The organism is Actinoallomurus liliacearum (assembly GCF_039542035.1).
Taxonomy (GTDB): domain Bacteria; phylum Actinomycetota; class Actinomycetes; order Streptosporangiales; family Streptosporangiaceae; genus Actinoallomurus; species Actinoallomurus liliacearum.
The window spans coordinates 852,425-870,823 of the sequence record NZ_BAABHJ010000005.1 but is presented as its reverse complement, the minus strand read 5'-3'; the positions used below and the strand labels follow the sequence as shown (position 1 = coordinate 870,823).

Here is an 18,399-nt window from a genome sequence, read left to right as displayed (position 1 = left end):
GGTGCCGGATTTTGTCGTAGGCACCTGCTGTAATCGCTCCGTGCCTCGACGTATTGATCCTGGAGCCCGTCGGGCGGTGCTGCGCACCGCCCGGGTCGGCCTGCGCCTCACGCCCGCGCAGCGGCGGCGGTGTTTCGGGTTGCTGGTCGCGGCCGGGGACGTGTGGGCGTGCGTGCTGGATATGAACCGGTGGCGGCGGCAGCGCGGCCTGGCGCCGATCATCAACTTCCAGCAGCTGTGCCGAGAACTGCACCAGGCCGGGCCCGGCGCGTTCGGTGAGTTGAACTCGGTGTGCGCCGAAGGGGTGCTGCGTCGTTACAGCGACGCCTGGTTCGCCGCCGCCAAACGCCGCGCCGAGGGTGATACTTCGGCGCGGTTCCCGCGCCGAAAACGCCGCCTGATGCCGGTACGGTTCCGCTACGGCAGCTTCGCCATCGACGGGCAGCGCCTGCGACTGGCGGTCGCCCGTGGGCGCCCGCCGTTGTGGGTGCGGGGGCGGCGCCAACATCGCCCACCGCAGCGTGGGCGGACCCATCACCACCAGCGAGAGGAATCCGTTCCCGGTGGTGATCACGCACCGTCGAGCCGGACGGCATCTCCCCGGTGCCGGACCGTCCCGGCGTGACCCCCGACGACGCCCCCATCACGGCACCGCCCGAGGGTCCCCTGGCCGGCCGAGGCCCGCCCCACCCCCCAGTGGGGAGTTGCTCGCCCAAGGCGAGGATCAACCAACACGGTCATTCCACGACCAACGTTGATTGACACGGCACTAGGATCGTCGGTCATGGGTGACGCCGAACCGCAGGTCGCGTCGTTCACGGAGCTGGACGCCGGCACTCTGTACGCGCTGCTGAAGCTCCGGGTGGACGTCTTCGTCGTCGAGCAGAACTGCCCGTACCCGGAGCTGGACGGCCGGGACACCGAGCCCGGCACCCGCCACGTCTGGCTGTCCGGCGACTCGGGCGCGCCGGAGGCGTACCTGCGCGTGCTGGACGACCCGGACGGCGCGCGGATCGGCCGGGTCGTGACGGCACCGCACGCGCGCGGGGCCGGGCTGGCAGGGCGGCTCATGGAGGCGGCGCTGGAGGCCGTCGGCGACCGTACGGTGCGGCTCGACGCGCAGACGCAGGTCGCGGGCTTCTACGCGAAGTACGGCTTCGTCGTCGACGGCCCGGAGTACGTCGAGGACGGCATCCCCCACGTCCCCATGCTCCGCCGCTGACCGCGGTCCGTCATTCGAGCCCGGGTGCCGCGGTCGGCAACCCGACCGAGCTTGCGATGTCCAGCATGCGCTCGTCATCGCGTTCGGCCAAGAGAAGATCCACTGGCGATACGTCGTCCGGGACGACGTATCGGGGAAGGCGGTCCAGGTCCCTGGTCGTCGTGGGCTTCAGCCTCAGTCGCCCGCACGCCATGAGGAGCAGGTACCGCTCGTGCGCACTGTCATCTGACATCGCCTCCATGGTAGCGACGGGTCCAGGGGAGGCGGCGAATTCCGGAAACGGACTTCGTGATGGAATGTAGTGATCCACTTTGAGTAGAGGAGCCGTCACTCATGTCCGTCACCGATGAACTCCTGGACAACGCCCGGCGCTACCGCGACGGCTTCGACGCCGAGGGCATGTCGGCCGCACCGTCGCGGCACCTGACGATCGTCGCGTGCATGGACGCCCGCCTCGACATGTTCGGCCTGCTGGGCCTGGAGATCGGCGACGCGCACATCATCCGCAACGCCGGCGGGGTGGTCACCCCGGACGTGATCCGCTCGGTGTCGATCAGCCAGCGGATGCTCGGCACCCGCGAGATCGTCCTGATCCACCACACCGGCTGCGGGATGCAGGGCATCACGGACGACGGGTTCCGCGAGCAGTTGTACGCCGACACCGGTCTCAGGCCGGACTGGGCGGTCGAGTCGTTCACCGACGTGGACGAGGACGTGCGCCAGTCGATCGCGAGGATCAAGGCGAACCCGTTCGTCCCGCACAAGGACTCCGTGCGCGGGTTCGTCTTCGACGTCGAATCCGGTGAGCTGCGCGAGGTCACCCTCTAGACGAGGCGGCGGGCGGCGGCCCAGCGGGACAGCTCGTGGCGGTTGGACAGCTGGAGCTTGCGCAGCACCGACGACACGTGCGTCTCCACGGTCTTCACCGAGATGAACAGCTCCTTGGCGATCTCCTTGTACGCGTAGCCGCGGGCGATCAGCCGGAGCACCTCCCGCTCGCGCTGGGTGAGCTGGTCCAGCTCGGGGTCGATGGACGGCGCGTCCGTCGCGGCGAAGGCGTCCAGCACGAACCCCGCCAGGCGGGGCGAGAAGACGGCGTCACCCTCGGCCACCCGGCCGATCGCGCCGGTCAGCTCCGGGCCGGAGATCGTCTTGGTGACGTAGCCGCGGGCGCCGCCGCGGATCACGCCGATGACGTCCTCGGCCGCGTCGGACACCGACAGCGCCAGGAAGCGCGTCGTCGCCGCCTGTTCGGCCGACGCCGCCTCGGCCGGTCCGCTCCGGGCACCGCCGAGCACGCGGCGCAGCACCTCGACGCCTCCGCCGCCCGGCAGGTGGACGTCGAGCAGCACGACGTCGGGCCGGGTCGCCGCGATGACCTCCACGGCCTCGTCGACGTCTCCCGCCTCGCCGACGATCTCCACAGAGTCGCCCAGCTCGGCCTTCACGCCGCTGCGGAACATCTGGTGATCGTCGACCAGTACGACTCGGGTCATGACCGTTTCAACTCCAGTCTCACTTCGGTTCCCTCGCCCGGAGCCGTGCGGATCTCCGCCCTGCCGCCGTTGCGCTCCATGCGTCCGATGATGGACTCCCGGACGCCCATGCGATCCGCCGGTACCCCGTCGAGGTCGAATCCCCGGCCTCGGTCCCGTACGAAGATCATCACTTCGTCGCCGTCCACCTCGGCGTAGACCGAGACGGAGGGCGTCTCTCCGTTCGGGCCGCCGCCGTACTTGGCGGCGTTCACCATGGCCTCGCGGGCGGCCTGCAGCATCGCGCTGAGCCGGTCCTCCAGCGGGCAGTCGCCGACGCACACGACCTCGATGGGCACGCCGTGGTAGTCCTCCACCTCCGCGGAGATCTTGCGTACGGCCGGGGCGAGCGCCTGCTCGGCGTCGGCCTTCGGCTGGTACAGCCAGGCGCGCAGCTCCCGCTCCTGGGCGCGCGCCAGCCGCTGGACCTCTTTCGGATCGTGCGCGTTGCGCTGGATCAGCGTGAGCGTGTGCAGCACCGAGTCGTGTACGTGTGCGGCCACTTCGGCCCTCTCTTGTGATCGGATCCGCTCCCGGCGCTCGTCGTCGAGGTCGTGCCACAGGCGCAGCAGCCAGGGCGCCACGATGACGCCCACCCCGGCGAGCACGATGGTCGAGCCCACCAGGACCTGGCCGAGGTGCTGGATGTTCTGCAACAGGAAGGCGGCCAGGCCCGCGATGACGAGGGCGGCGCCGACGACGCTGCGGATCCACAGGGAACGGGTGTTGCGGACCCAGCGCCGCCGATGCTCGGGGTCGGCCTGCTGCCAGATGAGGCCGACGCCGATGCCGCCCGCCACGAGGGGCCACAGCGCCCGGCGTTCGGTGACCGAGGTGAACGTGAACGCCGACAGCACGCAGACGACCACGCCGTACCCGAACAGCTGGGTCCAGTCGCGGCGCGGCTGCACGCCGGCCCGCGGCGGGACGAGCAGCCACAGCGCGACGTACGGGATGACACCCACGCCGGCGCCGATGAGCACGGCGAACCCCACACGGACGATGACGAGATCGAGCCCCAGGTGGTCGGCCAGGCCACGGCAGACGCCGGCGGCCACCCGGCCGTCGGCGCGTCGTTCGAGGCGCGGGGGAGCGTCGGCGGCCTCACCAGGGTTTTCGGGCACACACCGATCGTCACACGTTGCGCGCGTGATCGCATCGGGGCTGTCCCTGGGCCGACCCCGAGATGCTCAGGGACGGGTCAGGGGTGTCCCGGATGGTGATCGGTGACGGCGTTCGCGACGATGTTCACATGACCGAGGACAGCGGCGCGCCGCCACGGCGGCTCACCCGGGCGCAGGAGGGCCGGCTCATCACGGGGGTGTGCGCCGGCCTGGCGCGTTACACGCGCATCGACCCGGTGGTGTTCCGTGTGGGGTTCGCGCTGCTCGTCCTGACGACGGGGGTCGGTGTCCTGCTGTACATCGGCGCGTTCCTGCTGATGGGCGCGCCCGACGGCGGGCCGTCGAAGATCGAGCGGGTCAGCCGCCGGCTGTTCGACGGCGACGGCGCGCTGGCGCTGCTCGGCGCGGCGCTGGGCGCCGCGACGGTGCTCGCGGCCGTGGGCGACTGGGGGTCGCCGGACGCGCTCTCGGCGTTCGTGGTGTTCGCGCTGACGCTCCTGGTCGCGCGCTCCCGCGGCGTCGACCTGGTGGGGATGGCGCGCGGCCTGCCGGAGGCCGTGAAGGGCCGGCCGCTGTCATCGTGGGCTCCCCCGGCCGCCCCCACCCCTCCCCCGTATCGAGCGCCCGACGGTATGATCGATCTCGCTCGTCTGGCGCGCGCGGAACCGCTCGAAACGCAACCGCTCGAAACGGAACCGTTCACGACGGAACCGCCTCCCCCCTCGCCGCCGAGACCCTCGCCGGTCGTTCCCCGTCGGCGCAGGTCCTACCTGACGGTGTGCACGCTGGTGACCGCGGTCCTGGTGGCGGGCGTGCTGTACGCCGCCGGCGACCGGCGACCGGATCTCGGCCGCCTTCAGATCATCATCGCCGGCGCACTCGTCGTGGTCGCGGCCGGTCTTCTCATCGGCTCCTGGTTCGGCCGGGACCGCAAGCTGATCATCGTTGGAGCGATCATGTCTCTGGCACTGGCATCGAGCTCGATCGCCGGCGACCCGGCCGTCGCGCGAAGGACGCACACCATGGCCTGGCGCCCCGCCGACGTGTCGAGCGCCGAGCAGTCCCACAAGGTCGTCATCGGGGAGGGCACGGTCGACCTGACCACGGTGCCGCTCGCCCCCGGGCAGCTCGTCAGCGTCACCGCGACCGTGACGCTCGGCGTGCTCACGGTCCGGCTGCCCGCCACGGCACGGGTCGAGCTCGACGCGCAGTCGTTCCTCGGCGACATCACCGTGGACCGGCAGATCACGAGCGGCCCGCGCGCCAAGGTGAACCGCGTGCTCGACCCGGAGGTGCGCCCGGCGGGCGCGGCGCCGACCATCGCGCTGCGCCTCCGCGGCAGGGTGGGCGACATGGAGGTCACGCGTGTCCCGGCATAGGTTCGACCTGTCGTCACTGATCGCGGCGGTGGTGTTCCTCGGCATCGCGATGCGCTACCTCGCCGGCAGTCCCCCCACCTGGGTGCTCCCGGGCATCCCCGTGGCGCTGGGCGTCGTCCTCGTGTTCCGCGTGATCTTCCGCGCCCGGCGCCGCGAACCGCGCGCCCGCTGAACGCCTTCCATGCGCGGCGCGCCGACGCGGCGGACCACCAGCGGGGCTCAGTACTCCGCGCGGAAGGTACGGCCGAGCCGCGACCCCAGGCCGAAATAGTGCCGGAAGTTGTAGATCAGCGGGCTCCAGCGGGCCGGATCGACATGGGAGGTGCCGGGCACGACGATGTCCTCCGCCGCATGGACCCGCAGGACCTTCGCCTCGGCGATGAGGAACGACTCGCCGGCGTCCGGCCGCAGGCGGGTGACGGTCGCCTCCAACTGCAGGGGGCACTCGCGAACGCGCGGCGGCCGAACCGCCTCCGAGGGCGCCTCCGTCAGACCGGCGGTGCCGAACTTGTCCGGCTCGTAGCTGAAGACGCCCTGCTTGTACGGCGGGACCGGATCACGTCCGGTGGTCGGCGCCAGCCGTTCCACCGCCTCCCACTGGCCGGGCCCCGGCAGGTTGACCACGAGATCCGGCCGTTCGGCGAGATTGGCCGCGGTCTGCGAACCGGGTCCCAGGCCGAGGACCACGACGTCGCCGAGCGCCCACGCCGATGACATCGGCGCGAGGTTGAAGCCGCCGTCGGCGTTCTCGGTGGAAAGCAGGACGACGGGCGTCCCGAAGTAGAGGATGCGCGGCGCGATCGTCAGATGCGGCGCCGAGACGCCCGCGTCGTCGTAGGTCTCACTGATCATGATCCTCACGCTAGGTGCGCGACATTTCGGCCTGTCATCGAAACGTTCCCCGCCGCTTACGTGGCCGGGGCGGGCGAGGACGACGGCGGTGACGCGGCGGACGGCGGGGCCAGGGCCGTGGCCTCGGCGGGTGGTTCGGCGGCGGTCCGGCGCGTCCCCCACCACACCATGAACACGAAGACAAGCAGCCAGAGCAGGTTGGCCCACCGCACGCCGAGGTGCTGGTACCCGTTGACGCGCACGCCGGGGAGCGTGAACAGCCCGAGCATGACGCCCCGGACGATCAGCGTCCAGTCCAGGCGACGGTACGGCAGCAGCGCCAGGATCGGCAGCAGCATGGCGTCGTACCAGGGGTACTGCAGCGGCGAGACCAGCGTGGTGCCGAACGCCAGCACCGCCACGGGCAGCACGTCCAGCGGCAGCCGCCGTGCCGCGTCGGACGGCCGTCGCCACAGCGCGAAGGGCAGGCCGGACCGCCACCACAGGAAGGCCGTCAGCGCGACCGCGAGCGCGCCCATCCACACCACGTACAGGCCGTGGTGGGTCAGGATGTACTCCGGAACCGGCAGGTACCGGTCCTTCTTGCGGCCGAGCCGCGCGTTGAGCGAGTGCAGCGCCGCCGGCCCGGCCAGCAGGTAGCCGCCCCCGCCGACCAGCAGGAGGCCGGCCACGGCGGCCGACGCGCGCCGGAACCGCGCCGGGGCCAGCCAGGCGGCGACGACGAGCCCGGCGGCGGGGAAGAGGAACGACGCCTTGACGGCGATCGCCGCGCCGCCCAGCAGGCCGCCCGCGAAGGCAGAGCGCCGCGCCGCGTACAGGGCCGCGACCAGGAAGAAGACCGCGAAGGCGTCCGCGTGCCCGCTGCCGACCATCCAGAACAGGATCAGCGGGTTGGCCGTCCAGAGCAGGCAGGCACGGAGCCGGCGGACCGGGTCGGGGCCGGTCATCCGGTGCAGGATCACCCCGGTGCCGATGAACGCGGCCGCGTTGGCCCACTTGAGCAGGAAGATGATCCGCGCCATCGAGTTGCCGCCGAAGTGCGCGGCGAGCCACTGGATGAACGTCATCACCGGCCCGTACACCGTCGGCACCCGCTGCCAGCCGCTGGGCAGGAGCAGGCCGACCGGGTCACCGGTGTGGGCGAGCCGCAGGGGTGTCGTGACGTACGGGTCCCGGCCCAGGTCGGCGATCCGCCCGTAGATGGCGTAGTTCATCATGTCGACGGAGCCGGTGGGCGGCAGCAGCGCGTAGACGCAGGCGGCGACCGCCCCGGCGACGAGCAGCCGCCGAGGGCTCACCCACGCGCCCCGACGCAGGGCGTACAGCCCCGCGAGCACCCCCGCTCCCGCGGCCACCGCCGCGGTCCACGTCAGGGTGGTGACCGTCGCCGAGGACGGGGTTCCGCCGAAGGTCAGGAACGGCCAGGTCGGCCCGAAGTACGGCACGGCCGCCGAGGTGCCGAGCGTCATCGCCGCGCCCATCGCGACGATGCTCACCCCCAGCATCACCCAGGAAAAGACGCGGGACATGTGACATGACCGTAAGGCCGAAATATCGGAGTTGCAGCGGGTCAGAGACGGTGTTCACCGAACGCTCATCTGACGGTCGCGTGCCGCCCGACCCCGTACACCGGACCGGGCGAGCGCGTACGGCCCGACCTCGTACGCCGGGCCAAGCGGACGTGTGCGGCCCCACCCCGTACGCCGGACCGGACCTCGTACGCCGGGCTAGACGGTGGCGTGCAGGCTGACCGCGTACGCCGGGCCGGGGTTCAGGAGCTCGCGCGGGTGCCCGGCGCCGTACACGCGGATCCGGTTCGCCCGTAGCGCACGCTCGGCGACGCCGTGATCGGTGATCGTGCGCTCGGACAGCTCTCCGGCGAGCACCGCGAGCACGTCGGCGGCGGGAGCGGCGCGGTACCCGGGCGGCCACGCGGACAGCCAGATCTCCGCCTCGCCCGGCAGCCGTACGGGCACGCCGTCGAAACGGGCGAGGTGCCACCAGTCGACGGGACTGGCGGCGAGCGTGCGGACGAGCCCGGCCAGGCGGCCGATCGTGACGGTCGGACGGGTGGCGTACGGGCTGTCGGCGCCCTGCAGAGTCAGATCCGGAATGACGGAAAGGTTCACCGGGAGTCCTTCGGTGGCGCGGCGCATGCCGCAGGCTGACGGTCGGTCTGAGCGGGGTCAGCGACAACAACACGAAGGACACAGCGCGGCGACCGCGTGGCAAGGGGCCACGTGGGCGGTCGGCATGAGGCGCGCTGGCATGACACCAAGTGTGCAGGCCGCTACCGCACCGCGTCAAACGCCGCGCCGTCCTCGCAAGGACCGCTACGCGGTCGCCCTCGACGCGCGATCCGTCTCGACCGGGGCGCCGGGCGGCGACGACATGGCAGCCGAGGTCCCGCCGGGCCTGGTCGACCCCCGCGTCGAATCGCCGCCCGAGTGGTTCATCCGGTGCGGCATCTCCCATCCTTCGGCGAGCCGGGACGGGTGGACGTTCTGGCCGCCGCCGAAGAACTCGCAGAACTTCATGATCAGCGGGTCCCACCGCAGCGGGTCGACGTAGTGCGTGCCGGGAATGATCAGGTCCTCCTCGACGTGCGCGCGGACGACCCTCACCTGGAACGCCGTCGCGCGCAGATCCGGGCCCTCGAACGGGTGGATCGCCTCGACCACGCACTCGAGCTGGATCGGGCACTCCGCGACGCGCGGCGCCTTCACCAGGTCGGCGGGCTGCTCGGTGAGCCCGGCCACCCCGAACTTGTCCCGCTCGTGGCGGTACCCCTGCCGCAGCTTGCCCTCGGGCACGTCGGGCCTCCCGGTGAGCAGCGCCAGCCGGTCGACCGCGTCCACCATCGCCGAGGACGCGAGGTTCAGCACGCACTCGCGTTCCCGCCGGAGGTTCGCGGTCGTCTGGCCGGTGTTGCCGAGGCCCAGCATGGCGCAGTCGCCCAGCCACCACGCCGACGACATCGGCGCGAGGTTCGAGGAACCGTCCTCGTTCCGCGAGCCGATGAGGACCACCGGCGTCCCGAAGTAGAGCACCTTCAACTCGGCGACCTTGTGCATCTTCCCCGTCCTCACGCCGCTGCGATCTTCGACCCTGGACGACCTTGCCCCTTTTCGTCCGCGTCCGCTGGCGAAAATCCGACCCGAGGTTCGAGGCGCAGGACGCGTACGCGAACGTTCGGGCGACCGCAGAAGCCCGGCGCGGAGCCGACCACCGATCGGTACGGCTTTGAGGACCGCCCCGGGAACGGAACGGGCGGCTCCGGCAAAGCGCCCGCCGAGGTGACATCGTGTCCGCCAGGACTGTCTACTGAGCGGAGAGATTTCTCCGCTCAGTAGACAGCACGAAACGCGATGGGCCGCCCAGCGAGACCAAGGCCCCCCTGCCACGGCCGCGACCTCGTCCCGGAGGATTGGGGCATGAGCGATCAGCCCGACGCCTTCTACCTACCGGCCGGCGACGACGTCTACGAGCCGACAATCGCCACCGAGAGCCCCTGGGACAGCAGCGCGCAGCACGGCGGACCCCCGACCGCGCTGCTGGCTCACGTCATCGACGCCACCGTCGGGCCCGAGATGCGCCTGGCACGGATCTCGGTGGACTTCCTCGTCCCCATTCCGCGCCGTCCCGCCCGCATTGAGGTCACCACGCTGCGGCCCGGCCGGCAGGTCCGCCTCACCGAGGCGCACCTGGTCGTCGACGAGAAGACCGCCGTAACGGCCCGCACCTGGCACATCGCGACGGGCCCGACTCCACCGGCGGAGACCGAACGCGTCCCGCCGCCGCCGATCCCCCAGAAACCGGACGAGTGGCACTCACTGCTCGGTATGAACGACTGGGGCTATGGCCAGGCCATCGAATGGCGGTTCATTCGCGGCGGCCACGGACCTTCCGGCTTCGCCGAGGTCTGGACCCGCGTACGCATCCCGCTGATCGCGGGCCAGAAGATGACCGGCCTGGCCCGCACGCTGATCGTCGCCGACGCCGCCAACGGGCTGTCGGCAACGCTGCCGATCCAGGACTGGCTGTCCATCCCGCCCACGATGACCACCACGCTCCTGCGCCACCCCGACGGCGAGTGGGTGCACCTGGCCTGCCGCACCCACCTGGCCGACGACGGCCTCGGCGTCACCCACGCCACCGTCTCCGACCCCGACGGCCGTATCGGCGACGTCAACCAGCCCCTCCTGATCCGCGAGCGCTGATCCCGCCGCAGCCGCCGGACATGAGAAATCCCCCGCCCTTGGCTCCGGTAAGCAAGGACGGGGGACGTCCGGGGGAACGGCGCCTATCCGGCGCCGCTCACGTTACTTGCCGCTCTCCTCGACAACGGCGACTTCGACGCAGCTACCGCCGTTGTTCGTGCTGCGCGTCGACTTACGCCAGCTCAGGTTGCCCATGTTTCCGCTGCCTTCGTGATGAGCTCGATGGATGCGTCTTCGTGCAGCGCCTTGGCGCTCAGCATCTGCCAGAGTCGCCGGATCGCTGCCACGTCTTCCGTTTTTTCTACCACGTCCCCGCGGAGCGCATTATCGACGTAGGCGACCTCCGCGCCGTCGATGCTCGCCAGCTCGATCGGGCCGCCGGCGAATCCGGCGTGCGCCCCCACGCTGAACGGGATCACCTGGACGATGATGTGATCGCGTCGTGAGAGCTCCACCAGTCGCATCAATTGATCGTGCATGACCTCCGGGCCGCCGACCGGGCGCCTGATCACCGCCTCGTCGAGCACGGCGTGGTAGAGCGGCGGGTCCTCGCGGGTCAGCACCTTCTGTCTCGCCAGTCGCACGCTCACCTGCCCCTCGAGATCAAGGGGAGCCGGCTTCCCGAGACAGAGGACCGCGCGGGCGTAGTCATCCGTCTGCAGGAGACCGGGCACCACGAGCGGCGCGAACGCGAGCAGGGCCGACGAATCAGCCTCCGCTTCCGTCCATTTGCCGAGCCACTCGGGTGCGACCTCCCTGCTGACCAGATCGTCGAGTATACGCAGGATTAGGGCGGGAAGCCCCAAAGTGCTCATTAGGTGAGGTAGGTATTCCGGCTTCGGGGATGAGTCGCCCGTTTTCCCAGGAGGCGATGAGGGATTCCGAGACCGGAAAGGTCTTCGCCAGCTCGGCGCGGGTGAGCTGCTTCGATTCGCGGGCGCGACGGATCTCCTTGCCGACGAACTGCCGCGCGGTCATTCGGTTTTCCGACATCTCCTGCACACCTTTCGCACTACCGGGGGACGTGCCTGTTGTGTGCTCACGGTCCAGCTATTGGGGGCTCCTAGCGTACGACTTCTCGGTCAATCTTTGTAGTCAATCGACAGCAAGGAGTGACGATGATCGAGAATTCGACCGAGGACGTTCACGAGCTCGCCGGAAGACTGACCAGCGCGTGCCAGGAGGCCGGCCTGGACGCCCAGCAGCAGGGCCCCACCCGGATCTACGTCCACGTCCCGGGGACCAGTAATCACCTCGCCGAGATCATCACGGCCAAGCCGGATGAGAACGAACGCCTCTGCTGGTGGTGGTCCTGGGACAAGCCGATCTGCGGCGCGGAGGAGATCGACAAGGCGGTGCGGCTCATCAAGAAGGTCATCTCCGTTCCCCTCCCGCCGAAGCGATGACCTCCCGTCGAACCCATGCGCGCCCCGGCCCCGGGCGCGCCGAAGGCTCGGTGACCGACATCCGGGACCAGCCGATAGGGCGCAGAACCAGCGGGCGACTCACCCCTTCACCGAGCGTTCCGTCCGCTTCGATACGGACACTCGGTCACTCCTCCAGGGGAAAGGAAAGAGCGGCCCCGTACGGAGTACGGAGCCGCTCCCGCGTTCAGCGCGCCAAGGCCGGATCAGCCTCGCCGCGAGCCGCTGTCTCGTCGGCCGACGCCTAGTACTCCGAGCTGACGCGGCCGGTCCCGCAGCCGTTGTCGCACTCGGCCCGCTTGACGGTCTGGGTCGCGCCGTTCCCGTCCTTGTACTGGACGTCCTTGGGCTCGCCGTAGCTGTGCCCCTGGCCGTCCGTGCAGGACTCGAGGATCTTCCAGTCATCGGCCATTTGAATCACTGCTCCCTCTTTGTCTACCCCGCCCGCTGCGAGGCTTTCCAAGGACTGTGTGGAGGAGGTGACGTAGCGCCACGAAGTGACTCAGGCCAGTAGCACCTCAGATCGCGTGGACCGGTTCCCTCCGGTCGGTGACGTCATCCGTCTCGCCGGTTCGCCGGGTGAAGGCGAGGGCGGCGGCGAGGCAGGCGGCGGGCAGCGCGGGGATCACGTAGCGGTAGTCGAACTCCGCGGTGGTCGGCGGCACGACGATGGCCACCACCGCGATCGTCCAGGGCAGCAGGGCGTCCCACCGCCGGCGCACCAGGGCACCGAGCCCCAGCAACAGGATCAGGCCGAACACCGTGCCGCGCACGAAGAAGTAACGCTGGTAGACCCGCATGACCGAGGCGTACGGCCGGACGACCTTCGTCGTCACGTGTCCGGGGTCGTACGGTCGCATCCGCGCGACCGCCGTGGACGGCGGCTGCGGCGGGTGCGGCTGGAAGAGGTAGTAGTCGTACGTGTCGGAGTCCGGGAACGGCGGATGGTGCCACCGGAACGTCCGCAGCAGGTCGGAGGTCACGGTCTCGGCGTAGTCGCCCGGCTGCGCGATGATGGCCCGCTGGGCGAAGTCGCCGGCCCGGTTCTCGATGTCCGGGGTGAACTTGCGCGCGCCGAGCCGATGGAACGGCGAGACCCGGCCCCAGATGTAGAACTGCGACCGGCCTCGCTTCGCGGGAGGCGTGTCGATGCACAGCGGCAGCTCGCCGACCGGCGGCTTGATCTTCCGGCAGTCCGCGAACGGCATGGTCCTGCTGTAGAGGAAGATCCCCGTGCTGTACGTCAGCCCGAACCGGTTCGTGCGGGAGGAGAACCACCCCGCGTACAACGCGACGGGCAGCAGCCCGGCGACGAGTCCCGCGACGACGGCGCGGCGCCCGGCCCGTCGTACGACCAGCCAGGCGAGGGTGACGACGAGGATCGGCAGGCCCACCGAGCGGGTGACCGCCGCGAGGCCGACGAGCAGGCAGACGAGGGCCATCCGCCGGGCGCTCGGCTTCTTCTCCCACAGCGCGAGGGTCATCGCCAGCGTGAGCAGAAAGGTGAACGGCGTGTCGGACATGATCAGGTGCTCGAGCTGCATGCCGAAGGCGTCGAACAGCGCGGGGACCGCGGCGACGGACGCCGCCCAGCCGGGCAGCCCGAACCGGTGCCGCAGCAGCGCGTACACCATCACGCCCACGGCGACGCCCATCGCGTGCTGGACGAGCACGACGAGGGCGAAACTGTGGAACGGGGACAACAGCCAGAGGAACAGGGAGTAGCCGCTCGGCCGGATCAGGTTGGGTGTGAGGCTCAGGGCTCCGCTGACGTAGTCATAGGAGTCGGGGAACCACATGGCGCCCTGGAAACCCAGCATCGCGACCAGGCGGAGCACGACGGCCGACGCGAGAACCGGGAGGAAGACGCGGTGGCGGCGAGCGAGCGCCAGGGTGCGGACCAGGCGGCCGAAGGCCTCCCCGTCCGCGACCGCCCGGCCAGGATCACCGGCGACACGCTCCTCGACACTCGTCACGGCCCCTCCGTTCAAACGCGACGGGACAACACAATGCCACCGCTTCGGACAATTCGCTGGAAACCTTCCGACGAAAGCCCCGTCACCGCCGCCTCACGATCCTCACGCGATGCCGGAACGCCGTTCGTGCGCATCGTGTCGACGACGACCCATTCGACCGGCACGTGGCCGACATGGGGAAAGAGAACCACATCACAGCGGCCGGTGAGGTCAGCCGCCGAATGGCGCAATCGGTCGGCGTCCGCGGTGTGGGCGGAGCCCACCCCGGACGGCGCACGCATCGGGGGCGCGGTGACGCGTGTCACCGGGAGTTCGCCGGACGGCCGAGGCAGGGTCAACCCGCCGTCAGGTTTCGTTCCCCCTCTGGCCTTTCCCGGCGTTCCGGGCTTACGTTGACAACACGTCACGCCTCCTGCCACTGGAGCAAGCGATGTCGCGAAGCCGTGCGAAACGCATCAGACGAGCCGCCGCCAAGATCCGTCGCAAGCACCGTGAAGGCGCCCGACGCAGTCACAAGGTGAACAGTCACCACCAGTTCAACCACGACTGACGCCCGAGCACCACCACCCGTGCACCGGGAGCCGGGCGCGCGGCCGGTGAGCGCCGCCTGCCTCGCGTACGCGACCGGCGGGTCCGGCCCGCCTCGCGTACGCGATCGGGCGTCGTTCCGGCACGTCCGCAGGGCCTCCGGGCACGGCCCTGCCCGTATCGGAAAACGCACATCCTGGAGGGACGTATGCCGCGCGTGTCGGTAGAGGTCGACGGCGTGAGATACGACGACGACGTCGAACCACGTCTCCTGCTCGCCCACTATCTTCGCGACCGGCTGGGCAAGGTAGGCACCCCGATCGGCTGCGACACGTCGAACTGCGGCGCCTGCACCGTCCTGGTGGACGGCCTCAGCGTCAAGAGCTGTTCCGTCCTGGCCGTGCAGGCGGACGGGCACGAGATCACGACCGTCGAGGGCCTCGGCGACGGGCAGAACCTGCACCCGATGCAGCGCGCGTTCCACGAGGAGCACGCCCTGCAGTGCGGCTACTGCACCCCCGGCATGATCATGGCCGCACTGGACCTGCTCCGGGAGAACGCCGACCCGTCCGACGAGGAGATCCGCGACGGGCTCGAGGGCAACCTGTGCCGCTGCACCGGCTACCAGAACATCGTCCGCGCCGTCCGCCGCGCCGCCAACGACATGCGCCAGGCCGAGTCGACCGAGCAGCGCGAGGAGGCCCGCTCATGAGCGAGATAGCTCCTGAGGCGGTGGCCGAGCAGGTCACCCCGAGCGTGCCGGACGCGAAGGCGGAGGTCGGCCGCGCCCGCAGGCGTACGGAGGACGCCCGGCTGATCACCGGGCGCACCACCTGGACCGACAACATCCAACTGCCCGGCCTGCTGCACGTGGCGTTCCTACGCAGCCCGATCAGTCACGCCCGGATCACCCGGATCGACGTCGAGGCCGTCCGCGCCCGGCCCGGTGTGATCGCCGTCTTCACCGGCGCCGACCTCGCCGACGAGCAGGGCAGCCTGCCGTGCGCGTGGCCGGTCACCGAGGACATGGTCCTGCCCGACCACCCGCCGATCGCGGTCGACGAGGTGCGGTACGTCGGCGAGCCGGTGGCGGTCGTCGTGGCCCGGGACCGGTACGCCGCCGTGGACGCGCTGGAGGCCGTCGACGTCGACTACGAGCCACTGCCCGCGGTGGTCGACATGGAGCGCGCGATCGAGGAGGGCGCCGACCTCGTCCACACCGACAAGGGCACGAACAAGAGCTACACCTGGGTCTTCGAGGCGGGTGAGCTCGACACGGCCTTCCGGGACGCGCCCGTGGTGATCGAGCGCCGGTACGTCCAGCAGCGGCTGATCCCGACCGCGATGGAGCCCCGCGCCGTCGTCTGCTCGGCCGTCGGCGACGAGTACACCCTGTGGTCGGCCACGCAGATCCCGCACATCCTGCGGCTGATGCTCGCGACCGTCACCGGTATCCCCGAGCACAAGCTGCGGGTCGTCGCGCCCGACGTCGGCGGCGGCTTCGGCTCGAAGCTGCAGGTGTACGGCGAGGAGGTCGTCTGCCTGCTGCTGGCCCGGCGGCTCGGCCGCCCGGTCAAGTGGACCGAGTCGCGCAGTGAGGGGAACATGGCCGTCCACCACGGCCGGGACCAGATCCAGCGGCTGGCGCTCGCCGCCGACCGCGACGGCCGGATCCGCGGGCTGAAGGTCGACCTGCTCGCCGACATGGGCGCCTACCTCATGCTGGTCACGCCCGGTGTCCCGCTGCTCGGCGCGTTCATGTTCAACGGCATCTACAAGATGGACGCGTACTCCTTCACCTGCACCGGCGTGTTCACGAACAAGACGCCCACCGACGCGTACCGGGGCGCGGGCCGGCCGGAGGCGACGTTCGGCATCGAGCGGCTGATGGACGAGCTCGCGAACGAGCTGGGCCTGGACCCGCTCGAAGTACGCCGGCGCAACTGGATCCGGCACGAGGAGTTCCCGTACGACACGATCTCCGGGCTGACGTACGACTCCGGCAACTACGAGGCCGCCACCGAGAAGGCCCTACGGCTGTTCGAGTACGACAAGCTGCGCGCGGAACAGGCCGACCGGCGGGACCGGGGCGACCCCGTGCAACTGGGCCTCGGCGTGTCCACCTTCACCGAGATGTGCGGGCTGGCGCCGTCCCGGGTCCTGGGCTCGCTGTCGTACGGCGCGGGCGGCTGGGAGCACGCGTCCGTACGGGTGCTGCCGTCCGGCAAGGTCGAGGTCGTCACCGGGTCGTCCGCGCACGGGCAGGGGCACGAGACCGCGTGGGCGCAGATCGCCGCCGACCGGCTCGGCGTGCCGTTCGAGGACGTCCGGGTGCTGCACGGCGACACCAGCGTCTCGCCGAAGGGCATGGACACGTACGGCTCGCGTTCCCTCGCCGTCGGCGGTGTCGCGCTGTTCAACGCCTGCGACAAGGTGATCGACAAGGCGCGCCGGATGGCCGCGCACCTGCTGGAGGCCGACGAGCGGGACATCGAGTTCTCCGCCGGGTCGTTCGCGGTGAAGGGCGTCCCGGGCCAGGCCCGTACGCTCCAGGAGGTGGCCCTCGCCGCGTTCGCGGCGCACGACCTGCCCGAGGGGTTCGAGCCGTCGCTGGACTCCGAGGCGACCCACGACCCGGAGAACTTCTCCTTCCCGCACGGCACGCACCTGTGCGCCACCGAGGTGGACACCGAGACCGGGTTCGTGAAGATCCGCTCGTACGTCGCCGTCGACGACGTCGGCAAGGTCGTCAACCCGCTGATCGTCGAGGGTCAGGTGCACGGCGGCCTGGCGCAGGGCATCGCGCAGGCGCTGTACGAGGAGGCGGTGTACGACGCCGACGGCAACCTGACGACGACCACGATGGCCGACTACCTGATCCCCTCGGCGGCGGACCTGCCGACGTTCACCACCGACCGTACGGAGACCCCGGCGACCACGAACCCGCTGGGCGTCAAGGGCGTCGGTGAGGCCGGCACGATCGCCTCGACCCCGGCGGTCGTGAACGCGATCGTCGACGCGCTGCGCCCGTACGGGGTCGACGACGTGCCCATGCCCTGCACGCCCGAACGGGTCTGGCGGGCGCTGACCGGCGCGCGCCGGGGTTCGGCCCCGCCCGAAGGCGCGCCCGAACCCGGCGCGGGCGGCGGCCTTGGTTCCGCGGGAGGTGCGGCATGATCCCGGCGACCTTCGACTACGTACGGCCGTCGTCGCTGAGCGACGCGGTCGCGGCCCTGCGCGAGGCGGACGAGGAGGGCAAGGTCATCGCCGGCGGGCAGAGCCTGCTGCCGCTGCTCCGGCTCCGGCTGGCCTACCCCGAGGTGCTCATCGACGTCTCCGGCCTGCCGGAGCTGCGCGGGGTGCGCGACGACGGCGACTCGGTGCTCGTCGGGGCGATGACCACGCACTACGAGGTGATCCGCGACCCGCTGATCCAGGCGCACGCGCCGCTGCTCGCCGCGGCCACCTCCACCGTCGCCGACCCGGCGGTCCGCCACCGGGGCACGATCGGCGGCTCCCTCGCGCACGCCGATCCGGCCGGTGACCTGCCCGCCGTGGCGCTGGCGATGGACGCCGTGTTCGTCACGTCGGCGCGGGAGATCCCCGCCCGCGACTTCTTCGCCGACTACCTGACGTCGGCGCTGGAGCCGGACGAGATCCTCCTGGGCGTACGCCTGCCCAAGGAGTACACCGGCTGGGGATTCCACTACGAGAAGTTCCACCGTACGGCGCAGGCGTGGGCGATCGTCGGCGTCGCGTGCCTCGTCCGGCGCACGGACGGCGAGATCGCCGAGGCGCGCGTCGGCCTGACGAACATGGGCTCGACGCCGGTCCGCGCGTACGCCGTCGAGACGGCCGTCGCCGACGGGCCGGCCTCCCGCCAGGCGTTCCAGGCCGCGGCGCAGGACGCCCCCGAGGGCACGAGTCCGCCGAGCGACCTGCACGGCTCGGCGGAGTACCGGCGGCACCTCGCCCGCGTCCTGACCGCCCGCGCCCTCGCGGCCGCCGCGGGCGTCTGACACCCCGGTGTCGCCCCGCTCGCCTCGGGTACGCACCGGATTGCGCCTGAGGTGGGCGGGGCGCGGGTCACCGCACCATTTGCCCTGTAACGTCACCCGCAGACCGCCGATCGCAAGGAG

At 70.9% G+C, this 18,399-nt stretch carries 23 protein-coding genes; 10 read left to right on the top strand and 13 right to left on the bottom strand.

Translation table 11 applies throughout. The features are described from left to right. Nucleotides 1–76: 76 nt before the first annotated feature. Both ABD978_RS12050 and ABD978_RS12045 read left to right on the top strand, forming a co-directional pair. Complete coding sequence (locus ABD978_RS12050; protein ID WP_345353057.1) at nt 77–625, top strand: hypothetical protein; 549 nt, start codon at nt 77–79, stop codon at nt 623–625. 159 nt (nt 626–784) lie between these two features. Next, nucleotides 785–1,222 carry a GNAT family N-acetyltransferase gene (locus ABD978_RS12045; RefSeq protein ID WP_345353055.1) on the top strand — a complete coding sequence of 146 codons (438 nt, stop codon included), beginning with the start codon at nt 785–787 and terminating at the stop codon, nt 1,220–1,222. A gap of 10 nt (nt 1,223–1,232) precedes the next feature. Here ABD978_RS12045 and ABD978_RS12040 read toward each other — a convergent pair whose 3' ends face one another. Continuing rightward, nucleotides 1,233–1,454 carry a hypothetical protein gene (locus ABD978_RS12040; protein WP_345353053.1) on the bottom strand — a complete coding sequence of 74 codons (222 nt, stop codon included), beginning with the start codon at nt 1,452–1,454 and terminating at the stop codon, nt 1,233–1,235. 101 nt (nt 1,455–1,555) lie between these two features. Here ABD978_RS12040 and ABD978_RS12035 point away from each other — a divergent pair, with 101 nt between their 5' ends. After that, a complete protein-coding gene (locus ABD978_RS12035; RefSeq protein WP_345353051.1) occupies nt 1,556–2,050 on the top strand; it encodes a beta-class carbonic anhydrase in 495 nt (164 codons plus the stop codon). Here ABD978_RS12035 and ABD978_RS12030 read toward each other — a convergent pair. After that, complete coding sequence (locus ABD978_RS12030; protein WP_345353049.1) at nt 2,047–2,718, bottom strand: LuxR C-terminal-related transcriptional regulator; 672 nt, start codon at nt 2,716–2,718, stop codon at nt 2,047–2,049. The two genes, ABD978_RS12035 and ABD978_RS12030, sit on opposite strands and share 4 nt — an antisense overlap. Next, the gene (locus ABD978_RS12025; RefSeq protein WP_345353047.1) at nt 2,715–3,881 is read right to left on the bottom strand and encodes a PspC domain-containing protein; all 1,167 of its coding nucleotides are present in this window, start codon (nt 3,879–3,881) and stop codon (nt 2,715–2,717) included. Before ABD978_RS12025 ends, ABD978_RS12030 begins: the two co-directional genes overlap by 4 nt. A 128-nt stretch (nt 3,882–4,009) precedes the next feature. Here ABD978_RS12025 and ABD978_RS12020 point away from each other — a divergent pair, with 128 nt between their 5' ends. Further along, nucleotides 4,010–5,260 (top strand): PspC domain-containing protein, encoded by a 1,251-nt coding sequence (locus ABD978_RS12020; protein WP_345353045.1) that lies wholly within the window; start codon nt 4,010–4,012, stop codon nt 5,258–5,260. Then, nucleotides 5,247–5,432, top strand: coding sequence for a hypothetical protein (locus ABD978_RS12015; RefSeq protein ID WP_345353043.1), 186 nt, complete (start codon nt 5,247–5,249; stop codon nt 5,430–5,432). The genes ABD978_RS12020 and ABD978_RS12015 overlap by 14 nt, the downstream gene beginning before the upstream one ends. 47 nt (nt 5,433–5,479) lie before the next feature. On the opposite strand, the gene ABD978_RS12010 is transcribed toward ABD978_RS12015, so the two are convergent. From ABD978_RS12010 to ABD978_RS11995, 4 genes are all read right to left on the bottom strand, one after another. Next, nucleotides 5,480–6,112 carry a flavin reductase family protein gene (locus tag ABD978_RS12010; protein ID WP_345353041.1) on the bottom strand — a complete coding sequence of 211 codons (633 nt, stop codon included), beginning with the start codon at nt 6,110–6,112 and terminating at the stop codon, nt 5,480–5,482. A gap of 56 nt (nt 6,113–6,168) precedes the next feature. Next, complete coding sequence (locus ABD978_RS12005; protein WP_345353039.1) at nt 6,169–7,641, bottom strand: MptA/MptB family glycosyltransferase; 1,473 nt, start codon at nt 7,639–7,641, stop codon at nt 6,169–6,171. Between the two features lie 198 nt (nt 7,642–7,839). Continuing rightward, on the bottom strand, nt 7,840–8,241 hold the full coding sequence (locus ABD978_RS12000; protein WP_345353037.1) for a cupin domain-containing protein: 402 nt from the start codon (nt 8,239–8,241) through the stop codon (nt 7,840–7,842). Between the two features lie 204 nt (nt 8,242–8,445). Beyond that, a complete protein-coding gene (locus ABD978_RS11995; protein ID WP_345353035.1) occupies nt 8,446–9,186 on the bottom strand; it encodes a flavin reductase family protein in 741 nt (246 codons plus the stop codon). A 360-nt stretch (nt 9,187–9,546) separates the two neighbouring features. On the opposite strand from ABD978_RS11995, the gene ABD978_RS11990 reads away from it, so the two are divergent. Beyond that, entirely contained in the window at nt 9,547–10,332 is a 786-nt protein-coding gene (locus ABD978_RS11990; protein ID WP_345353033.1) for a thioesterase family protein, read from the top strand. A gap of 102 nt (nt 10,333–10,434) precedes the next feature. On the opposite strand, the gene ABD978_RS43850 is transcribed toward ABD978_RS11990, so the two are convergent. From ABD978_RS43850 to ABD978_RS43845, 3 genes are read right to left on the bottom strand one after another with little or no spacing between them, the layout of a single operon-like run. After that, nucleotides 10,435–10,527 carry a DUF397 domain-containing protein gene (locus ABD978_RS43850; RefSeq protein WP_364397635.1) on the bottom strand — a complete coding sequence of 31 codons (93 nt, stop codon included), beginning with the start codon at nt 10,525–10,527 and terminating at the stop codon, nt 10,435–10,437. Continuing rightward, entirely contained in the window at nt 10,515–11,147 is a 633-nt protein-coding gene (locus ABD978_RS11985) for a DUF5753 domain-containing protein (protein ID WP_345353031.1), read from the bottom strand. Before ABD978_RS11985 ends, ABD978_RS43850 begins: the two co-directional genes overlap by 13 nt. Beyond that, on the bottom strand, nt 11,041–11,310 hold the full coding sequence (locus ABD978_RS43845) for a helix-turn-helix domain-containing protein (RefSeq protein WP_425550709.1): 270 nt from the start codon (nt 11,308–11,310) through the stop codon (nt 11,041–11,043). Before ABD978_RS43845 ends, ABD978_RS11985 begins: the two co-directional genes overlap by 107 nt. Nucleotides 11,311–11,450: 140 nt before the next feature. Between ABD978_RS43845 and ABD978_RS11980 the strand changes: the two genes are divergently transcribed. Next, nucleotides 11,451–11,738 (top strand): hypothetical protein, encoded by a 288-nt coding sequence (locus ABD978_RS11980; protein WP_345353029.1) that lies wholly within the window; start codon nt 11,451–11,453, stop codon nt 11,736–11,738. A 262-nt stretch (nt 11,739–12,000) separates the two neighbouring features. Here ABD978_RS11980 and ABD978_RS11975 read toward each other — a convergent pair whose 3' ends face one another. The 3 genes from ABD978_RS11975 to ABD978_RS11965 all read right to left on the bottom strand — a co-directional run bounded on the left by ABD978_RS11975 (nt 12,001) and on the right by ABD978_RS11965 (nt 14,037). Beyond that, nucleotides 12,001–12,168, bottom strand: a complete 168-nt coding sequence (locus ABD978_RS11975) for a hypothetical protein (protein WP_345353027.1) — start codon at nt 12,166–12,168, stop codon at nt 12,001–12,003. Between the two features lie 106 nt (nt 12,169–12,274). Further along, nucleotides 12,275–13,732 carry a hypothetical protein gene (locus ABD978_RS11970; RefSeq protein ID WP_345353025.1) on the bottom strand — a complete coding sequence of 486 codons (1,458 nt, stop codon included), beginning with the start codon at nt 13,730–13,732 and terminating at the stop codon, nt 12,275–12,277. Nucleotides 13,733–13,743: 11 nt separating this feature from the next. Beyond that, a complete protein-coding gene (locus ABD978_RS11965) occupies nt 13,744–14,037 on the bottom strand; it encodes a hypothetical protein (RefSeq protein ID WP_345353023.1) in 294 nt (97 codons plus the stop codon). 431 nt (nt 14,038–14,468) lie between these two features. Between ABD978_RS11965 and ABD978_RS11960 the strand changes: the two genes are divergently transcribed. From ABD978_RS11960 to ABD978_RS11950, 3 genes are read left to right on the top strand one after another with little or no spacing between them, the layout of a single operon-like run. Continuing rightward, nucleotides 14,469–14,972, top strand: coding sequence for a (2Fe-2S)-binding protein (locus ABD978_RS11960; RefSeq protein ID WP_345353021.1), 504 nt, complete (start codon nt 14,469–14,471; stop codon nt 14,970–14,972). Continuing rightward, entirely contained in the window at nt 14,969–17,437 is a 2,469-nt protein-coding gene (locus ABD978_RS11955; RefSeq protein WP_345353019.1) for a xanthine dehydrogenase family protein molybdopterin-binding subunit, read from the top strand. The genes ABD978_RS11960 and ABD978_RS11955 overlap by 4 nt, the downstream gene beginning before the upstream one ends. Continuing rightward, nucleotides 17,434–18,279, top strand: coding sequence for an FAD binding domain-containing protein (locus ABD978_RS11950; protein ID WP_345353017.1), 846 nt, complete (start codon nt 17,434–17,436; stop codon nt 18,277–18,279). Before ABD978_RS11955 ends, ABD978_RS11950 begins: the two co-directional genes overlap by 4 nt. Nucleotides 18,280–18,399: the final 120 nt, after the last annotated feature.

Coding starts and splice junctions, on each gene's coding strand:
- ABD978_RS12045 (WP_345353055.1), top strand. CDS start 785: ATGGGTGACGCCGAACCGCAGGTCGCGTCGTTCACGGAGCTGGACGCC.
- ABD978_RS12040 (WP_345353053.1), bottom strand. CDS start 1,454: ATGTCAGATGACAGTGCGCACGAGCGGTACCTGCTCCTCATGGCGTGC.
- ABD978_RS12035 (WP_345353051.1), top strand. CDS start 1,556: ATGTCCGTCACCGATGAACTCCTGGACAACGCCCGGCGCTACCGCGAC.
- ABD978_RS12030 (WP_345353049.1), bottom strand. CDS start 2,718: ATGACCCGAGTCGTACTGGTCGACGATCACCAGATGTTCCGCAGCGGC.
- ABD978_RS12020 (WP_345353045.1), top strand. CDS start 4,010: ATGACCGAGGACAGCGGCGCGCCGCCACGGCGGCTCACCCGGGCGCAG.
- ABD978_RS12010 (WP_345353041.1), bottom strand. CDS start 6,112: ATGATCAGTGAGACCTACGACGACGCGGGCGTCTCGGCGCCGCATCTG.
- ABD978_RS12005 (WP_345353039.1), bottom strand. CDS start 7,641: ATGTCCCGCGTCTTTTCCTGGGTGATGCTGGGGGTGAGCATCGTCGCG.
- ABD978_RS11995 (WP_345353035.1), bottom strand. CDS start 9,186: ATGCACAAGGTCGCCGAGTTGAAGGTGCTCTACTTCGGGACGCCGGTG.
- ABD978_RS11990 (WP_345353033.1), top strand. CDS start 9,547: ATGAGCGATCAGCCCGACGCCTTCTACCTACCGGCCGGCGACGACGTC.
- ABD978_RS43850 (WP_364397635.1), bottom strand. CDS start 10,527: ATGGGCAACCTGAGCTGGCGTAAGTCGACGCGCAGCACGAACAACGGC.
- ABD978_RS11985 (WP_345353031.1), bottom strand. CDS start 11,147: ATGAGCACTTTGGGGCTTCCCGCCCTAATCCTGCGTATACTCGACGAT.
- ABD978_RS43845 (WP_425550709.1), bottom strand. CDS start 11,310: ATGACCGCGCGGCAGTTCGTCGGCAAGGAGATCCGTCGCGCCCGCGAA.
- ABD978_RS11980 (WP_345353029.1), top strand. CDS start 11,451: ATGATCGAGAATTCGACCGAGGACGTTCACGAGCTCGCCGGAAGACTG.
- ABD978_RS11975 (WP_345353027.1), bottom strand. CDS start 12,168: ATGGCCGATGACTGGAAGATCCTCGAGTCCTGCACGGACGGCCAGGGG.
- ABD978_RS11960 (WP_345353021.1), top strand. CDS start 14,469: ATGCCGCGCGTGTCGGTAGAGGTCGACGGCGTGAGATACGACGACGAC.
- ABD978_RS11955 (WP_345353019.1), top strand. CDS start 14,969: ATGAGCGAGATAGCTCCTGAGGCGGTGGCCGAGCAGGTCACCCCGAGC.
- ABD978_RS11950 (WP_345353017.1), top strand. CDS start 17,434: ATGATCCCGGCGACCTTCGACTACGTACGGCCGTCGTCGCTGAGCGAC.